A 16,163-nucleotide genomic window follows, 5' to 3' on the forward strand; every position below is an offset into this window, starting at 1 on the left:
TCGGTAGCCAATATATGAAATCTCCCATCCGTAAAGGCGACAAACTCGAACATGGCGGCGAAGTGACCGGAATGTGCTCGCCGTGGAGCACATTCATGGGCAAGCCGCTTGCCCGCAAGGGTGACGAGGCAGTCTGCGAACTGCACGGCCCGACCGTCATTGACGAGGGCGCCGACAAGTATCCCGATCGCGACCACAAGCCGTACGCGCTGGACGGCCATCGCTGCGCATGTGGTTGCCGGTTGATCTCGTCGTTGCCGAACGTCCACTTCGCGTAATGCCCGCCGACCTTTCTCGGGCCGGGCGCCCGAGCGCCTATCCGCGCCGCCCACGCTTCTGGCCGTGGTGGTTCTGCATCTGGCTGGCCTGCGCGGTGTTCGGGGCGAGCATTGTCCTGCTGATATGGCCGAAGGGTGAACGCGCGGGCGGTCCGTGGTTCTGGTTCTGTATCGTCGCTATCCCGAACGGTTTTTGGGGCTTGCTCTTCGCGATCGAGCGCGCACGCTATGAGGCCATGTGGTATCGCGCATACCACCGCAACCTCCATCGCGACCGATGGCTGGCGGAGCGCATTCGTGCCGCGCAGCAGCCGCTTCGGGTGCTTGGCCTCGGCTACTGCTTGCCTTTGAACGACCAGACGCTCGCACAGGCCATCCATGCTGGCGTGCGTCTGCCGCGGCAGCAGCAGCCCCGCTTGGGCGCGGGTGTCATCGAGCATTGCCGCTTTGATGATCCTCTGGAAGCATTCGACGAACCCGACGTGGCCGATCCGTCTGAAGAGAGCGAGGCCGGTCCCGTAAAGGATGCGGCTCCAAAGCGACCCGTTACTCAGCTTGTGCGCAGCATTGCCGAAGCGCTTGAACCGCTCACTACGAGCCTGCACGCGCTTACGCAATACGAATCGGCTTACTGGCCAACGGTGCGCGTGCTGGCCGAACCCGGAGACGAAGCTTTGCGCGAACAGGAAGTGCGTGACGCGCTGCAATTGGCCGATTTGCCACAGCTTACCGTGTTGGCGGTACCTGCTTCGCACGGACTGCTTGTGGCGGACACATGGCTCGACGCCCGCGACGCATGCCCGCTGCTCGTGCTTGCAACGGCATGGCACGAAAAACAGCCTCCGACCGGCAGCACGGAGGGATGTGTCGCGATGCTGCTCGATGCCGGCTTCTATCGACTGCCCGACGATGTGCCCGTGATGGCAACCCTGCATCGGCCCGTCGAGGGTCGAGCCGACGAGATTGAGTACGGCTTCGCGAATGCCGTGATATGGGGCAACGCGGATTTTTCTGCCGTGACGCGTGCATGGGTCGCGCGTGCCGTCAAGCGTTGCAATCAGGGGCTGCGCATCGCGAACCTGGATGCGCTTGCGAATAGCGACGCCCAATGCGACCTCGCCTACATCATCGGCGATTTTGGTAGCGCCAGCGGCTGGCTGTCCGTCGCAGCCGCTACCGAATGTGGTGCGGCGGACGCGCCGCAACTGATCATCGATGGCGTGCAGTCCGCCATTGTTCATGTTCTTCCCGGTACACACGGGAACGAACCTTCGTTGCCGGAACACGCTCAGCATGACCGATCCGAAACTGACCTTGCGACCGCTTGACTCCGCTCCCGCTGCGGAATCTACGCCTTCTGGACGCATCCCGCTATGGGGGACGATCGTTGCGGCGCAGATCGTCGCCGCATTCGCGATTGGCCTCGTGTGGGGTCGGGGCGACCTGTTCGATCTCGCGCCCGGTGTGGCGCGTATGCAGGTGGTGATCATCATCGTCATAGCCCTAGTTATCTTCATCGCTACTCACCTCTGCTTGTTTTTCATCGGTGCATACGCCGTCGCTGGACGGATGTTTCGCAAGGAGACCGGCGACACGACGGAGGCGCAAACACCGCTCAAACGCGACGCACGTCTGCAACGCATGTTCGACGAACTACGTGCGTCGCAAGGCTGGCGCTGGCGATACCGATCACCATGGCTGCTGGTGAGCGGGACGGACGCGTTGATCGATAAAGTCGCGCCGGGCCTCAAGCGCGCGGGTGCGATGTCGGTCGGCAACGCGATTCTCGTGCACGCGGCACCGGACGGCATCGACGCGAGCGAGTGGCGCCGCCAAATCCGGACGCTGCGGCGCCGACGGCCGGTCGATAGCGTTGTGCAGGTCACGCACGCGGACGAGCGCGATACCGAGCTGCCGCGTGTGCTCGCCGCATTTGCGAGCGATCTTGGTTGGGCCGCGCCGGTTACTTTCCTGCATGCGGTGCCCGCGCAGGGCGGGCGCCCCGAGACGTTCGCGGCGATCGGGGCATTTCCAGGGCTGGCGTACAAGGAGGCGCCAGCGGCGATGGCTTTACGCGACCAGCTTGCGGCCATCGAGCGTGGCACGGCGGATGCTAGCGTACGGCTTTGTGCCACCCCCGCGCACATCACTTACCTCGCCGAAATCTCGCGATACATCGGCGAACAGCGCGAACATATCGTTACGAACTTGCAAGCGCTGCTTGCTTCGCACTGGCTGCGAGCGCCATTGTCGGGTGTGATGTTCGCGCCCGTGTTCGCAACGACGGTAACCATGCCTACGCCTACGCCTACGCCTGCGCCGGTCGCCGGGGGCGGGAGCGCGGCGCCAAACGCTGCAATTGTTCCCAATGGAACGGTCGAGTGCCCGAGGCAGCCCGACGCGTTGTTGCCGACGTGGCTCGAAATCGCCGCTTGGCGACGCAACGGTCGGCGCGTGGGGTTCTACTGGGTCAACGCGCTGGCGATGTGCGCGACCCTTGCCGCGATAGCTTGGTGCGTATGGATGACCACGTCGTTCATCGGCAACCGGCAGCTCATGCGCGAGGCGCGGGCGACGGCAAACGCTGCCGTCGGCGCCTCGCCACGGACGGCAGTTGCCTGGCGCGCGCAGCTCGCGCTACAGCAGTTGATGGAACAGCTTGAATACCGGCAGCAGCATGGCGCACCGTGGTACCTGCGCGCGGGCCTGTCGCGCAATGACGATATCCTGAGTGGTCTCTGGCAACCGTACCGAATCGCGGCGACCCGCAACTTGCAGATACCCGTCGTGCAAACGATCGACGGACTGCTGAACGCCGCAGACCAGGCGCGCGCCGACAGCCTTCAGTCGCAGGACATGCGTAGCAGTACCTACAATGCGCTAAAGACCTACCTGATGCTCGGCGACCCGTCGCGCGCCGATCCGGCGTTTCTAAAGCGCCTGCTGGTCGCCTTGTGGTCGCGACCCGTCGAGATGCCGCTAGGCGAGCGCGACGATACCGGCCGGCGGCTCGCGGCGTTTTACGCCGATCATCTTAAAGCGCATCCCGAATGGCGGATTGCGATGGACGATGGTGTTGTGACCTCGACCCGTAACATGCTGATCACCCAAATGGGACTCGCATCGGCCGACGACACGGTGTACCAAAGTATTCTCGACGACGTTATGAACAAATATGCCGACGCGTCGCTCGAAACCCTTTTGAACGGTGCCGATGCCTCCGGGATGATCACGGCGTCGCAGACTGTACCGGGAATCTATACACGCGCAGCATGGGACGGGATGATCGCTGCGGCGATCGACAAGGCATCCCGCGAGCGCCGGGTGAGCAGTGACTGGGTGTTGACCGGTTCGCAGGCGTCGCAGACGATCGGCAATACGCTCGCACAGGGGATGATCCAAACCAACGCGATCGTTGACGAGAAGCGTGCAGCCGAGGAACTGAAGCAGCGGCTGACGGCGCGCTATTTTGGCGAGTACACGGCCGCTTGGCAGCGCATGCTCAACAGTATGCAGTGGCAGCCGGCATCCAATCTCGGCGGCGCGGTCGCACAGCTGTCCCGACTCGCCGATGCGCAGACCTCGCCGTTGGTCGCGCTGATGAAATCCGTGCAATATCAGGCGCAGGCGGGTCGCCCGTCGCAGGCGCTGGCTGACACGCTGGTGCGCAAGGCGCAAGACCTGATCGGCGTGGACGAGCAGGCGGGGGCCGCCGTCGTCAACCCGCTCGACAAGCCGTTTGGTCCACTGCTCGTGCTGATGGGCGACACGGGCGCGTCGCCGGCCGCTGCAAACGGGAAGAGCGCTGCGCCGGCCAGTATCGCGCTGAACGGCGTGAGCCTGTCGCGCTACCTGACGGCAGTCACGACGATGCGGCTGAAGTTGCAGCAGATTTCGGGCAGTCCCGATGCACAGGCGATGGCGCGCTCGCTTGCGCAGGCGGTGTTCCAGGGGAAGTTGTCGGAGTTGTCGCAGGCGCGCGACGACGCGGCGCTGACGGCCGCGAGTCTCGGTACGGCGTGGGCGAGCTTTGGCGATGCGGTGTTTAAGCAGCCGCTCGAGTCTGCGTGGCAGACGATCCTGCAACCGGCCGCAGCGAGCCTGAACGACGCATGGCGAGCCAGCGTTGCTGCGCCCTTCAACGCGGCGACGAACGGCCGCTATCCGTTCTTCGAGACGCAGGCCGATGCGTCCTTCGCCGAGCTTGGCCGCTATGTGCGGCCCGATACCGGATTGATTTCGCGTTTCGTCACCACACAACTGGCCGGCGTGATGAAGCTGGAGGGCGATCACTGGACGCCGAATGAGTTTGCGCCGCAAGCGTTGCAGTTCGACCCGAAATTCCTGAGCGCCGTCAGGCAGTTGTCGACGGTTGGCGCGCAGCTCTACTTGCAGGGCGACGCGGGGGAGAGATTCGAAATGATGGCGCTGCCGACACCGGGGGTAACACGTTCGGAACTGTCGGTCGATGGCAAGCAGATCGTCCATTTCAATCAGCAGGAGCGCTGGACGCCGCTGGCGTGGCCGGGCAATGGCCTGAACGGACACGCAGGGCTCACGTGGCAGACGCTCGACGCGGGCCTGCGGCAGGCCTTCGATTCGACCGGCGATTGGGCGTTCCTGCGTCTGCTGAGCAAGGCGGACGTCAAGCAGCTTGACAGCACGCGCTATCGGCTCACGTGGAACACCGGGAACGGTGAGTCGCTTTCGTACGTGCTGCGCACGCAGGTCGGTGCCGGGCCGATCGACCTGCTGAAACTGCGCGGATTCCGAATGCCTGACCGCATTTTCGTCGTCGGCAAGGCGGGTGCCGTGTCCGCACCGCCGCTCCTGCCGCCGTTGCCACCGGATCTCCAGCCATGAGTGAAGACAAAAACAATCCGTCGATGCCTGAAGGGGGCGGCTTCGGTGCGGAGGATGATCCGTACCTGCGCTACTTCGACGCCGAAATGCGCTATCTGCGCGAAGCAGGGCGGGAATTCGCGAAGAACCACCCGCAAGGTGCCCGCCGTGTGGGAATGACGATGATGCCGGGCGCGCGCCACGACAGTGTCGAACAGACTTACGAGGGCTTCGCGTTCCTCACGAGCCGGCTGCGCATGAAACTCGACGACGCGTTTCCGGAAATCACCGATCCGCTGATCGACCACCTGTGGCCGCATGCAGGTCGCACGATTCCGTCGCTGGCGATCCTCGAATGCGTGCCCCGCATCGGCGAGGCGCGGATTCTCGATACGTTGCCGTCAGGGTTGCAGGTTCGTTCGACACCGGTCGGTCGGGACGGGACGATATGCGTCTATCGAACCACTCAGGCGGTAAGCCTGTTGCCGCTCAACGTGCGCGAGGCGGGCGCACGCATGCGCGAGGACGGTCGCACGGTGATTCGGCTCGCGTTCGACCTGCTGCACCGCGAGCAGCGGTTGCTGGATGACCTTTCGCGTATCCGGCTTTACCTCCATGGCGACCGGCCGACTGCATCCGCGCTGTACGCGGTGTTCACGCGCCAGGTCGAGTCGATCGGCGTGCGCATGCCGCGCATACTCGACGGTCAGCTACAGCCGCGTCAGGCGATGAGATTCGAGCCGGCTGGCTTTGGCGTACAGGCGCGACTGTGGCCGGTCGATCACGACACACGCGACGCCGATCTCGATAGCGAGCAGACGATGCTCGAATATTTCGCGTTCCCCGAGAAGTTCCACTTCGTCGACATGTGCGGTTTCGACGCGGCGAGTGTGCCGCCGGGCGAAACGCGTGTCGAATTCGAAATCGTGATCCGGGATCGGATACCCGGTGACGCTACGTTCGGCGCGGACAATATCCGGTTGTTCTGCACACCGGTGATCAACCTGTTCGAGCTGGACGCACAGGCAATCCGGCCCAACCGACACGATCGCGACTATCCGGTGCTCCCTCCCGCGTCGGCGGGCGAACACGTCGAGCCCTACGACGCGCTGTCGGTCGTGGCGACCGATCCGCGCACCGCCAATCGATACGCGTATCGGTCGATCAAGGAATTCCGTCACCGCGGCGGAATGATGCGGCACGAGTCGCCGGATCGCTACTACCACGCGTCGATTCGGCAGGGTGTGACCGGTCAGCGCGAGATGTACGTGACGTTAGGGGGGCATCCATGGGATGAGCCGGGCAGCTTGCCGGACCGGCATGTGGCGGTCCGGGTGCTGGCGAACAATGGCCGGTTGCCGCGCATGGCGCTGCGTGAATCGATGATTACCACGCCTGCTTCGACCTTTAACGGTGTCGAGCGCGTACGCAACCTGACGGCCCCGACAATGCCGCTGTATCCCCCGCGCGGTGGCGACTATGGCTGGCAGGTGATCTCTCACTTCAATGCGGCCGGTGCGAGCGAACTGAACATGATGGACGCGAATGTGCTGCGCGGCGCGCTGTCGTTGTACGACTGGACGCGACAGGACGATAACCGGCGACGTATCGAGGCGATCCATTACGTGTGGCTCGACGAGGAAACGGAACGGGTGGGTGCGCGCGTCGATCGCATCGTGAATGTGAACGTGGGTATCGAGCCGTCGGGTTTCGCCGGACCGGGCGACGTCGCGCTGTTCGGCGACGTACTCAGCCGTTTTGTAGGCCGCTACGCGTGTTTCCACTTTGCGGTGCGGCTCGTTCTGTACGAAGGCGTGGGCGGCCCGATTCGGCGCTATCCGTGCATGAGCAAGACGGGAGACTGGTTGTGATACCGAGAACACATCGGATGATGCGAAGTATTCGACTGATAGCGGTCGGTGTGCTGACGGTCGTGTCGATGTCTGGCTGCGGCATGTGGCAGTCGGTGAAGGATACGACGGTCGATATGACGCGCGCGGTATTCATCGCGAAGGTCAAGCAGATGAATCTGGTGATCGAAAGCCGTTCTGCCCTCAATGAAAACGAGCAAGGCCAATCGTTACCGGTTGTGGTGCGCGTCTACCAGTTGAAGGATGCGAAGGTCTTCGAAAAAGCGAGTTACGCGCAACTGCTCGATGACGATAGAGCGTTATCGAAGGCCGATCTGCTCGGCAGTATGGAAACCACGCTCGGGCCGGGCGCCACGGTGAAGCTGTCTGCGCCCATGGCGGATGATGCGCAAGTAGTCGGTGTTGCGGGATTCTTTCGCGATCAAGCGGGTGCCGAGTGGCAACTGGTGATTCCGAAATCGCAATGGAAGAAGACTGATCCCGTCAAGCTGATCGTGACCGGCAATCGGATGGAATTGGTGCCATGAACGAGGTGCAGTTTCGGGAGCTTGGTCGTCAGCGGGGAAATTCCTGATGTGATCTGGCGATAGCGAAAGCGCCGGAGCACCGACGCGACCCATTCACGACGTTCGCCCGGGCTTGCAGCGGGTACGAAATCCAGCGTCTGGGTGCCGTCGACGATCGTCCGAGATCATCAACCATCCGCGCTAACTTGCCGCCCACCGGCAGTCAACGTCGCCTGTACCTCGGCGGCCACAGTCGGCTCATCCGTTGGAAACGCGCCGGGGATCGGCTCCGGATCGCCCGTCCAGGCTCATCCTCCAGTGGACAGTGCCATTTGCGCGCACCCGCCCGGTGCTAACCATCCATGACAGTGTGCCCGCTGGCGGTTCGCTAAAATGTCGGGTTGCCGCCGGCGTGCGCCGCCGCTTGACGCGGGCGGCGCTTCGCGCGCTACACTGCGTTCATTCCATTCCCATCCAACCTCCCATCCCGCCGACGATGACGTCTCCTGTCCTGAACGGCCTGCGCATCGGTATCACGATCGGATTGCGTGCCCCCGACGAAAGCCTGTGGATCAACGGCATCAAGCAGAACGCGCTGTTTCTCGCGAAGCTGCTGATGGCGTCCCCGCACGGCTACCGCGTGACGCTGGTCAACACGACCGACGTGCCGCTCACCGATGCGTTGCCGTGGGATCGCGCCGTGTACGACACGCGCGCGTTCGCCGACATGAAGGATTCGCTCGACGTGGTGATCGAGCTCGGCGGGCAGATCGACGCCGAGCAGACGGCCTACCTGAAAGCGCGCGGCGCGAAGCTCGTCAGCTACTGCTGCGGCGTCGAGTACATCAACGCGATGGAGTCGATGCTGTTCGGCCGCCGGCTGTGGGACACGCTCTTCATCAACCGCGGCTACGACGAGGTGTGGGCGATCCCGCAGATCGCGCCGTCGTCGCTGCCGTTCCTGCAGTCGCTGCGCCGCTGTCCGGGGCGCGTCGTGCCGTTCGTGTGGGATCCGATGTTCCTGAGCGCGCGCGCGCAGTCGCTGCCGGAGCACGGCGAATACCGGCCGCGTAGCGAGCCAGGCAAGCGGCTGACGGTGATGGAGCCGAACCACAACGTCGTGAAGTTCTGCGTGTATCCGATGCTGATCATCGACGAGGCGTTTCGCCGCGACCCCGACGCGATCTGCTTCACGCACGTGACGAACGCCGATCGCCTCGCACACGACAGCCCCGAGTTCGTGATGCTGATGAATTACCTGGACATCGTGCGCGCGGGCAAGGCGAGCTTCGTCGGGCGTTTCGATACGCCGCTGTTCCTGGCCGACCTGACCGATATCGTCGTGTCGCATCAGTGGTCGAACCCGCTCAACTACTTCTACTTCGACGTGTGCTGGCAGGGCTATCCGCTCGTGCACAACGCGAGCCTCGCGCCCGATCTCGGCTACTACTATCCGGACAACGACGTGCAGCAGGGCGCCGATGCGCTGCTGCGCGCGCTGCATACGCACGACGACGACTGGGAAGCGTACTCGCGGCGCCAGCGCGACATCCTCAGCCGCTATACGTCGACGAATCCCGCACTCGTCGCCGAATACGACGCGCTGTTCGCGAACCTGATCGGCGCGACGGCCGCCTGAGGCCTGTTTTTTCGCGGCGCATACCCGTTGCGCCGCAGGCCGCCATCGGGGTTGTCCCACCCTAATGTCTGACGAAATAATGCCGAAAAAAAGAAACCGTCGAACCTATTCGGGTCAACGGTTTTTGAAGGCACGAAATTGACGGCTCCGAGGGAAGTCCGTCAAAAATCATTTTATAGGTTAACAAGTCGGAAAGATTGTTAAATTTGTTTCAATCTATAATTATCGGACGATTTAACTTGGTATTATTGATTCAAGGCGGCTTGATTCTGTTTTGGAATTTAATAATATCGTTTGAAACGTGAAAATTGCATGCTGCAGTGATCGAATGGCGCGCGGCGGCAGGTTTTCAGCGGGTAGTAGCGTGGGTAGCTGGCCGCTGCTGCGGGCTCGGCATTGAATGCGGGCGGCGCTTCTCGGGTTGGTATTTATCTGATCAATCGAAAAAAATCGCGATTTGCGAGATTGGCATATCGCGGGAAAAACGATTCGGATAAAGTTGTTTGGGAAAAAATAAACGGTTTCTGGATTGGGGTTCCGTCATTCGCGTTGTGTAACCTGTCGCACTGTCGGTGTCGCGCGTATATGGTGTATTCCCTATGACTGAATATCGTTGACAAATATCGAATTTGACGGCGCGCCGAAACGATAAGTACGCTCCCGGAAAAAATCGACATAACAGGATGGGCCGGGTAGGCGGCGGAGCGCATCATGGTCGGTTCGCTCCGCATGTTTGTTGAGGTCGAGCCGTCTTCGGCGGCTCGCCATTTGCCGGAGCGCCGGATGAATGCGGTCGAAGCTCGCCTGGGGGCGAATCGGGAAGCGAATCGTGACGAAATCGATCTCGTGTTCGGCGCGCCCGACGATCATCCCGACCTCGCGTCGGTACGCAGTTTCGTGGAAAGCCGGCTCGGGTTCGCGCATGAGCCGGTGTGCCGATCCGATCTGTCGGGCGGCGTGCTGTACCAGGAATGCCTGGCGCGGTTGCGCTGGGGCGAGCGCGACGTGCTGCCGCCGGCCGCGTTCCTGCCGCGGCTCGAGGCGCTCGGGCTGATGCGCTGGTTCGACCGGCTCGTCGTGGGCAGGACGATCGACGAGCTGCGCGCCGATCCGGGTGCCGTCTACGGTTGCAACGTCGCGGCGGCGAGCGCGGTCGTCGACGACGCGTGGCTGGCCATTTTCAGGCGGCTCGAGCACGAGCCGTCGGTCGCGGCCCGGCTGGTGATCGAGATCACGGAGACGGGGCCGCTGAATCCCGTCGCGGGCCGGTCGTTCGTGAACCGCTTCCGGCAGGCCGGGTGCCGGATCGCGATCGACGATTTCGGTGTCGGCTTCAGCGCATTGAACAATCTGGTGGTCGGCAATCCCGACATCGTGAAGCTCGACCGGTCGATCCTGTCGATGATCAAGCGCAACGCGATCGGGCGCTACCAGTTCCGCAGGCTGATCGCGTTCGCGCATGAAGGCGCGCGGCACGTCGTCGTCGAAGGCGTGGAGAACGAGATCGACCGGCAGATCATCGTGGATGCCGGCGTCGCATGGGCGCAGGGCATCCGTTTTTCATGGCGGTCGCCGGCCGCCGCGTGACGGCGCGGAAACAGGCGAGGCGGCGTGCGTGATGCGCGCCGCGGTCGGGCGGGGCCGGCGCGTGGCCGGGACGAATCGCAAAGGGGCGTGGGCATGGCGGGGACGAAGGCCGGAGGCGAAACGGGCACGCAGGCAACCGATGCGCGCGACCTGGTCGCGCTCGCCGAGCTGGCCGACATGCTGTGGCAACTGGGCGCCGAATCGACCGATGTGCCGATCGACGTCGCGCCGTATCTCGACGGCCTGCAGGCCGTCGCGCGCCGCATTCAGCGGATGACGCCGCTCGACGCCAGCGGCCGCGAGCTGGCGGCGCGGCACTATTACGCGGGTGTCATCGCGGGCGCGTGCGGCGACGATTCGGCGATCGCGCGCGGCGTATCCGACAGTCTCGTGAAGCAATCCGGCGGCGCAAGCCGGCCGGCGGCCCGTTGCTTCGCCGCGCTCGCACGCACGGGGCGGCGGCATGGCCGCGCATTCGCCGCGCAAAGCGGCGCTCGGGTGCTGGTCTAGGGCCTGTTATCCGCGTGAACAGGCCCTGGCGTATCCGGTGCGCGTGCGGGCCGGGACGCGGCCGGCTTCGACCTCGTCCGGACACGGCCGCCCGGCCGCGCGGCAAATCGATCAATCCTTCCCGAAACCGCCGAGCACGAGCGCCATCGCGCGGTCGATCGCGTCGTCCCATTGCCCCATGTGCGCCGCGCGCACGATCCGGATGCCCGGATAGAGCGCGGTGCGCGAGCCGGTTTCCCAGCGTGCGTCGGCCTTCGGGCTGAGCAGCAGCACGGCCGGCACGCCGAGCGCGCCGGCGAGGTGGATGTGCGCGGTGCAGGTGGTCACCACGGCGTCCATCGCGAGCATCAGTGCCGCGAGATCGCTGAAATCGCCGATCGCGTGATGCGGGAACGTCACCGGCAGGTCCGATTGCTCGGACTGCGCGGACAGGTCGCGGTTGATGCAGTACGCGGCGTGGCCCTGCATCCGTGCAAGCGATGCGAAATCACGCAGGCTGGCCGCGCGATGGAAGCGCGCGTCGCTTTCGTCGCGGCCGCGCCAGTTGAGCCCGATGCGGCGCGTGCCGGGCGCGTGGCCGTCGCGCGACACGCGCTCGCGCCACGCGGCCGCGTGCGCCGGCGGGCACGACAGGTACGCGGCCGGCGCGCCTTCCGGCGCCGGCGCGTAGCCGAACCGGGCGGCGAGCATCAGGAACGAACACCAGTAGTCGTGCGCGATCTGCGACGTGTCGGCCCACGCGCCGTGCGCGCCGATGAAGTCGATGCGCGGGAACGTATGGCGCAGCAGGCCCGTCAGCGCATCGGGGACGACCACGGTCACGCCCGCGCAGCCGAGCGCGTCCAGCGCATGCAGGTAGCGTGCGTACTGGAGCTGGTCGCCGGCGCCGCCGTAGCTGATCACGAGCAGCCGCTTGCCGTGCAGCGGCTGGCCCAGGTAGAGCCGCTCGGTCGGCAGCCCGAACTGCGCGGCCGTCAGCACGTTTTCGCTGGCGACTGTGGCGCGTGCGGCCTCGTCGCGCCGGCCGGCGCGCAGCAGCAGCGCCGAGCGCGCGAGTTCGATGCGCCCGCGCGCCGCGTCGGGCAGCGCGGCCGGATCGCCGAAGTGGTCGAGCGCCGCGAGCCCGGCGTCGGGCGCGCCGGCGAAGCCGTAGCACGACGCGAGCTGCAGCGCGATCGCATCGTCGTCGAGCCCGTGGCCGCGCGCGCGTTGCCAGCGGTCGATCGCATGCCCCCACTCGCAGCGCGACTCGTGGTCGAGCGCACGGTTCCAGTTCGTTTCGGGCGCGTCGGCGTCGACGGCAGTCGGGCTATCCGTGCCGCCTTCGGCCTCCGATGCGACGGCGAGCGGTTCGCCCGAGATGATCAGGCGTTGCCGGTCCCAGCGCGGGTTCGGCACGCACAGCATGTTCAGCGCGTCGACTCGGTAGAACGTGTAGTCGAGACCGGCGAACGTAGCGATGATCGGCGCCTCGCCGACCTTCCAGTATTCGATCCAGCACCACGGCAGATGCGCTTCGATCAGCCGGCACGCACCGCGCAGCGCGTCGACCTCCATCCCTTCGATGCCGAGCTTCAGGAAGTCGAGCCGCGGCAGGCCGAGCGAATCGAGCCTGACGACCGGCGTTGGCGTGCCGCCCGCCGATTGGCTGTCGACGAGCGACACCGTGCCGAAATCGGCATCCTTCCCGTAATCGATGTCGGGCACCTTCATCGTGCCGTTGGTGCTCGCGAGCCCCATGTTCAGCAGATGGAGGTTGTCGAGCTGGTTGAGCGCGATCGTGCCGCCGAGCGCGTGGAACAGCGTGCGCTGCGGTTCGAACGCATAGACGCGGCCGCCGCGTTCGCGCAGCCGATGCGCGATCGGCACGCACACGAGCCCCGCATTCGCGCCGCCGTCCACCGCGATCGCGCCGTCGGGCAACTGATCGATCACCGGCAGCATCACGTCGAGCTCGCCCTGGATATGCGGCCGGCCGGTCTTGATCAGCGCCTCGGCCTGGAGATCGCAGTGCCGGTTGATGACGAACGGGCCGTGGATCGAATCGATCACGACGAAATTGCGGACGGTCTGATTCATGGGCAGGACGCGTGCGAAGGAGATCAGCCGAGCGCGCGGCCGGCGAACAGGTGCTGGATCTGCGCGGAATACGCGCGGACGTTGTGTTCGGCGAGCGTGTCGACCTGGTGCAGGCAGCGGCGCGCGGCTGCCGCGTAGTCGTCGAGCCGCGCGTCGTGCGTCTGAGCGGCGGTCGCGATCGCGCGCGCCGCATCGAAGATCTCGAAGTCCGGGTAGTAGTAGCCGACGTCGCGCAGGAACGGCGAGTTGTGCACGAGCGGGTAGTTGCCGTACAGCGCGTCGTACAGCAGGTAGTTGAGGCCGTTTTCCCAGTGGTGCGACACGACGATGTCGGTGTGATGCGCGGCCCACGCGACGAACGGCGCGCGCACGTCGGCCGTCGCCTTGCCGTCGCGCACCATCTCGAGTCCTAGCGCGAGGTGCTTGAAGGCGACGTTTTCCTTCTTGTCGAACGTGTTGGTCATGTACACGTGCTCGACGAGCTCCGGATGCTCGACGTAGCACGCGTTCGCGGCGAGCATCGGCACGATCGAGCTCTTCACGACGTTCAGGTTCGGTTCGAAGAACGCGATGCGCTTCGCCGGGCCGTGGTTGCGGTAGCCGAAGCGGGCCTTCAGTTCGGGATCGGCGCCGAGGCTGCGCTCGATGAAATACGGCGACCAGATGTGCGGCAGCTCGATCACCGGCGCGCGATACACGGCCTGGAAATACGCCGCGCACGTGTGCATGTGCTGCGGGTTGGTCCAGATCTCGTCGAACTGCACGCGGTGCGGGTTCGGCCGCCAGTCGTTCTTCTCGAAGTTGATCGTCTCGACCGCGATCACGTAGTCGTTGCCGAAGCGGTACGACACGCACTTGCCGCCGCGCTGGCGCACGACCTCGGTGTGCGACGGGTCGATGAACGCGTTCATCTCGATCAGCAGGTCGGTCTGGTGGACGACGGCCGACAGCGGCCGCAGCGCGTCGCCGAACGCGTCCATCACCAGTGCTTGCGGGTACTCGGTGATGCCGTTGTCGTGCGCGAGCCAGACCTCGCCGATCAGCGGCGACTGCTTCAGCAGCATGTACAGGTACACGCAGTGCTGGTTCGCGCCGTTGTACCAGATCGACTGCGTCGCGTCGCGCTGCACGTTCATCGTTATCGCGACATTGAGTTTCATATCGGCTCCGGTGAGGCGGGCGGTGTTCGCCTTACTGCACGGCGCCTTGCGACTGGCGCGGCACGTAGCCTGTCAGGTGCCAGCGGCCGTCGTCGTCGAGGCGAAAGCTCAGCTTCTCGTACACGGTAGCGCCGCTTGTCAGCGTGGTTGCATAGTCGACGTTCGCGTAGAGCCCGTCGGGCATCGCCGATGCATTCGTATAGCGGATGCGGGTGATCTGCGCCCAGCCGCGATGGCTGACCGCGCCGACGGACTGGCGGGCCCGCTGCATGTCCGCCGCGAACGGATCCTGCTTGATGCGTGCCTTCACGAACGCGGCGGCATCGCTCCACACCGCACCGTACTGGCCGGCGTCGAGCTGCTTGAACACCGCGTCCGAATCGCGGAGCAGCGTGTCGGCCGATTCGCCGGCGGATTGCGCATGCGCGCCGATCGCGATCGAAGCGACGGCGCAGCCGATCAGCCATTGGGCGCGGGTGAGGGGCGTGCGTGCGTTCATGTCGGGGTCCGGAAAGGGCGGCGCGTCATGCGTCGCGATAGAGGGTGGCGATCGCGTCCGTATAAGCGGCGACGTTCTCGGGGTTATAGATGCTGACCGAGTCGAGCACGTGCTTCGACTGCTCGCGGTACGCATCGAGATTCGCGTCGTGCTCGGCGAACGCTTGCAGCAGCGCGCGGCCGCCGGCCTGGCAGTCGAAGTCCGGATAGAAATACCCGGCCTTGCCGAGGAACGGCGAGTTGTGGATCAGCGGATAGTCGCCGTACAGCAGTTCGTAATACAGGTAGTTCTGCGCGTTTTCCCACGTGTGCGACACCACCGCATCGCCGTACGCGGCCATGAACTCGTACACCGCATAGCGACTTTCGAACGTCGTGATGCCGTGCTCGACGATGTCGAGGCTCTTCGCGAAGTGGACGAAGGTTGCGTGCTCCTTGATGTGGATCGTGTTGCACACGCGCACGAACTCAAGGAATTTCGGATTGGCACGGTATGCCTCTTCCGCGACCAGCATCGGGATGATGCTCGTCTTCACCATGCAGATGTTCGGCTCGAACATCGTCACGCGCCAGCGCGGCTTGCCGGGCTGATAGCCGAACGACAAACCGGCGCCGAGCGTCGCGCGCGCCTTGTCGAACAGCATCGGGTGCCAGATGTGCGGGACGATCGTGACGGGCGCGCGCAGGCCTGTCTGGTAATAGTGCAGGCACGAGCGCTCGAATTCGGGAATCGTCCACACCGCGTCGTACGGCGCGCCCGAGAACAGGAAGCCCGACGGCTTGTCGAACATCGCGCGTTCGATGTCGATCACGTAGTCGTTGCCGACCCGCATCGTGACGACCTTGCCGCCGCGGTCGCGGAATGCGCGCAGGTAGTCGGCGCCGAACTGCGCGCTCATTTCGATCAGCACGTCGCAGCGTTGCAGCGCTTCGTCCATCGACAGCAGCGGCACGTCCCATTCGCCGAGCATCATTTGCGGATCGGCGACCTGTTCGCCGCCGTTCACCATCACGGCTTCCGCGACGAGCGGCGACTGGCGCAACAGCAGGATCAGCAGCAGGCAGTTCTGGAAGATGCCGTTTTCCCACAGCGACTGGCCGGCGCCGCGCACGAACAGCGACACGCCGACGACGAGACGCTTGCCCTCGCCGGGCGCTTGACGGGCATTGGAGTCCGACATGCGTATGCTCCG

At 64.7% G+C, this 16,163-nt stretch carries 12 protein-coding genes; 8 read left to right on the forward strand and 4 right to left on the reverse strand.

Translation table 11 applies throughout. The features are described 5' to 3' along the window. Positions 1–14: 14 nt before the first annotated feature. From JYG32_RS30090 to JYG32_RS30125, 8 genes are all read left to right on the forward strand, one after another. Positions 15–278 (forward strand): PAAR domain-containing protein, encoded by a 264-nt coding sequence (locus JYG32_RS30090; RefSeq protein WP_213267511.1) that lies wholly within the window; start codon positions 15–17, stop codon positions 276–278. After that, positions 278–1,606: a hypothetical protein gene (locus JYG32_RS30095; RefSeq protein WP_213266021.1), complete on the forward strand. Its 1,329-nt coding sequence runs from the start codon at positions 278–280 to the stop codon at positions 1,604–1,606. Before JYG32_RS30090 ends, JYG32_RS30095 begins: the two co-directional genes overlap by 1 nt. After that, entirely contained in the window at positions 1,572–5,141 is a 3,570-nt protein-coding gene (locus JYG32_RS30100; RefSeq protein WP_213266022.1) for an ImcF-related family protein, read from the forward strand. Before JYG32_RS30095 ends, JYG32_RS30100 begins: the two co-directional genes overlap by 35 nt. Then, positions 5,138–6,991: a type VI secretion system baseplate subunit TssF gene (tssF, locus tag JYG32_RS30105; protein WP_213266023.1), complete on the forward strand. Its 1,854-nt coding sequence runs from the start codon at positions 5,138–5,140 to the stop codon at positions 6,989–6,991. The genes JYG32_RS30100 and tssF overlap by 4 nt, the downstream gene beginning before the upstream one ends. A gap of 17 nt (positions 6,992–7,008) precedes the next feature. Further along, a complete protein-coding gene (gene tssJ, locus JYG32_RS30110) occupies positions 7,009–7,518 on the forward strand; it encodes a type VI secretion system lipoprotein TssJ (RefSeq protein ID WP_213266024.1) in 510 nt (169 codons plus the stop codon). A 475-nt stretch (positions 7,519–7,993) separates the two neighbouring features. Beyond that, positions 7,994–9,136, forward strand: coding sequence for a DUF2827 domain-containing protein (locus JYG32_RS30115; protein ID WP_213266025.1), 1,143 nt, complete (start codon positions 7,994–7,996; stop codon positions 9,134–9,136). Between the two features lie 783 nt (positions 9,137–9,919). Next, a complete protein-coding gene (locus JYG32_RS30120) occupies positions 9,920–10,723 on the forward strand; it encodes an EAL domain-containing protein (protein WP_174381129.1) in 804 nt (267 codons plus the stop codon). Positions 10,724–10,816: 93 nt separating this feature from the next. After that, positions 10,817–11,233, forward strand: coding sequence for a hypothetical protein (locus tag JYG32_RS30125; RefSeq protein ID WP_213266026.1), 417 nt, complete (start codon positions 10,817–10,819; stop codon positions 11,231–11,233). 111 nt (positions 11,234–11,344) lie between these two features. Here the strand turns inward: JYG32_RS30125 and JYG32_RS30130 are convergent, their stop codons facing one another. The 4 genes from JYG32_RS30130 to JYG32_RS30145 are packed head-to-tail and all read right to left on the reverse strand — an operon-like array spanning position 11,345 to position 16,151. Further along, entirely contained in the window at positions 11,345–13,312 is a 1,968-nt protein-coding gene (locus JYG32_RS30130) for an FkbM family methyltransferase (protein ID WP_213266027.1), read from the reverse strand. Between the two features lie 23 nt (positions 13,313–13,335). Next, positions 13,336–14,472, reverse strand: a complete 1,137-nt coding sequence (locus JYG32_RS30135; RefSeq protein WP_213266028.1) for a DUF2827 family protein — start codon at positions 14,470–14,472, stop codon at positions 13,336–13,338. Positions 14,473–14,503: 31 nt separating this feature from the next. After that, a complete protein-coding gene (locus JYG32_RS30140; protein ID WP_213266029.1) occupies positions 14,504–14,971 on the reverse strand; it encodes a DUF4019 domain-containing protein in 468 nt (155 codons plus the stop codon). A 25-nt stretch (positions 14,972–14,996) separates the two neighbouring features. Beyond that, a complete protein-coding gene (locus JYG32_RS30145) occupies positions 14,997–16,151 on the reverse strand; it encodes a DUF2827 domain-containing protein (protein WP_174382701.1) in 1,155 nt (384 codons plus the stop codon). Positions 16,152–16,163: the final 12 nt, after the last annotated feature.

The organism is Burkholderia pyrrocinia, from assembly GCF_018417535.1.
Lineage (GTDB): Bacteria > Pseudomonadota > Gammaproteobacteria > Burkholderiales > Burkholderiaceae > Burkholderia > Burkholderia pyrrocinia_E.

Bases quoted from the DNA above. Each gene is read 5' to 3' on its own strand.
- JYG32_RS30090 (WP_213267511.1), top strand. From the start codon at position 15: ATGAAATCTCCCATCCGTAAAGGCGACAAACTCGAACATGGCGGCGAA.
- JYG32_RS30095 (WP_213266021.1), top strand. From the start codon at position 278: ATGCCCGCCGACCTTTCTCGGGCCGGGCGCCCGAGCGCCTATCCGCGC.
- JYG32_RS30100 (WP_213266022.1), top strand. From the start codon at position 1,572: ATGACCGATCCGAAACTGACCTTGCGACCGCTTGACTCCGCTCCCGCT.
- tssF (WP_213266023.1), top strand. From the start codon at position 5,138: ATGAGTGAAGACAAAAACAATCCGTCGATGCCTGAAGGGGGCGGCTTC.
- tssJ (WP_213266024.1), top strand. From the start codon at position 7,009: ATGATGCGAAGTATTCGACTGATAGCGGTCGGTGTGCTGACGGTCGTG.
- JYG32_RS30115 (WP_213266025.1), top strand. From the start codon at position 7,994: ATGACGTCTCCTGTCCTGAACGGCCTGCGCATCGGTATCACGATCGGA.
- JYG32_RS30120 (WP_174381129.1), top strand. From the start codon at position 9,920: ATGAATGCGGTCGAAGCTCGCCTGGGGGCGAATCGGGAAGCGAATCGT.
- JYG32_RS30125 (WP_213266026.1), top strand. From the start codon at position 10,817: ATGGCGGGGACGAAGGCCGGAGGCGAAACGGGCACGCAGGCAACCGAT.
- JYG32_RS30130 (WP_213266027.1), bottom strand. From the start codon at position 13,312: ATGAATCAGACCGTCCGCAATTTCGTCGTGATCGATTCGATCCACGGC.
- JYG32_RS30135 (WP_213266028.1), bottom strand. From the start codon at position 14,472: ATGAAACTCAATGTCGCGATAACGATGAACGTGCAGCGCGACGCGACG.
- JYG32_RS30140 (WP_213266029.1), bottom strand. From the start codon at position 14,971: ATGAACGCACGCACGCCCCTCACCCGCGCCCAATGGCTGATCGGCTGC.
- JYG32_RS30145 (WP_174382701.1), bottom strand. From the start codon at position 16,151: ATGTCGGACTCCAATGCCCGTCAAGCGCCCGGCGAGGGCAAGCGTCTC.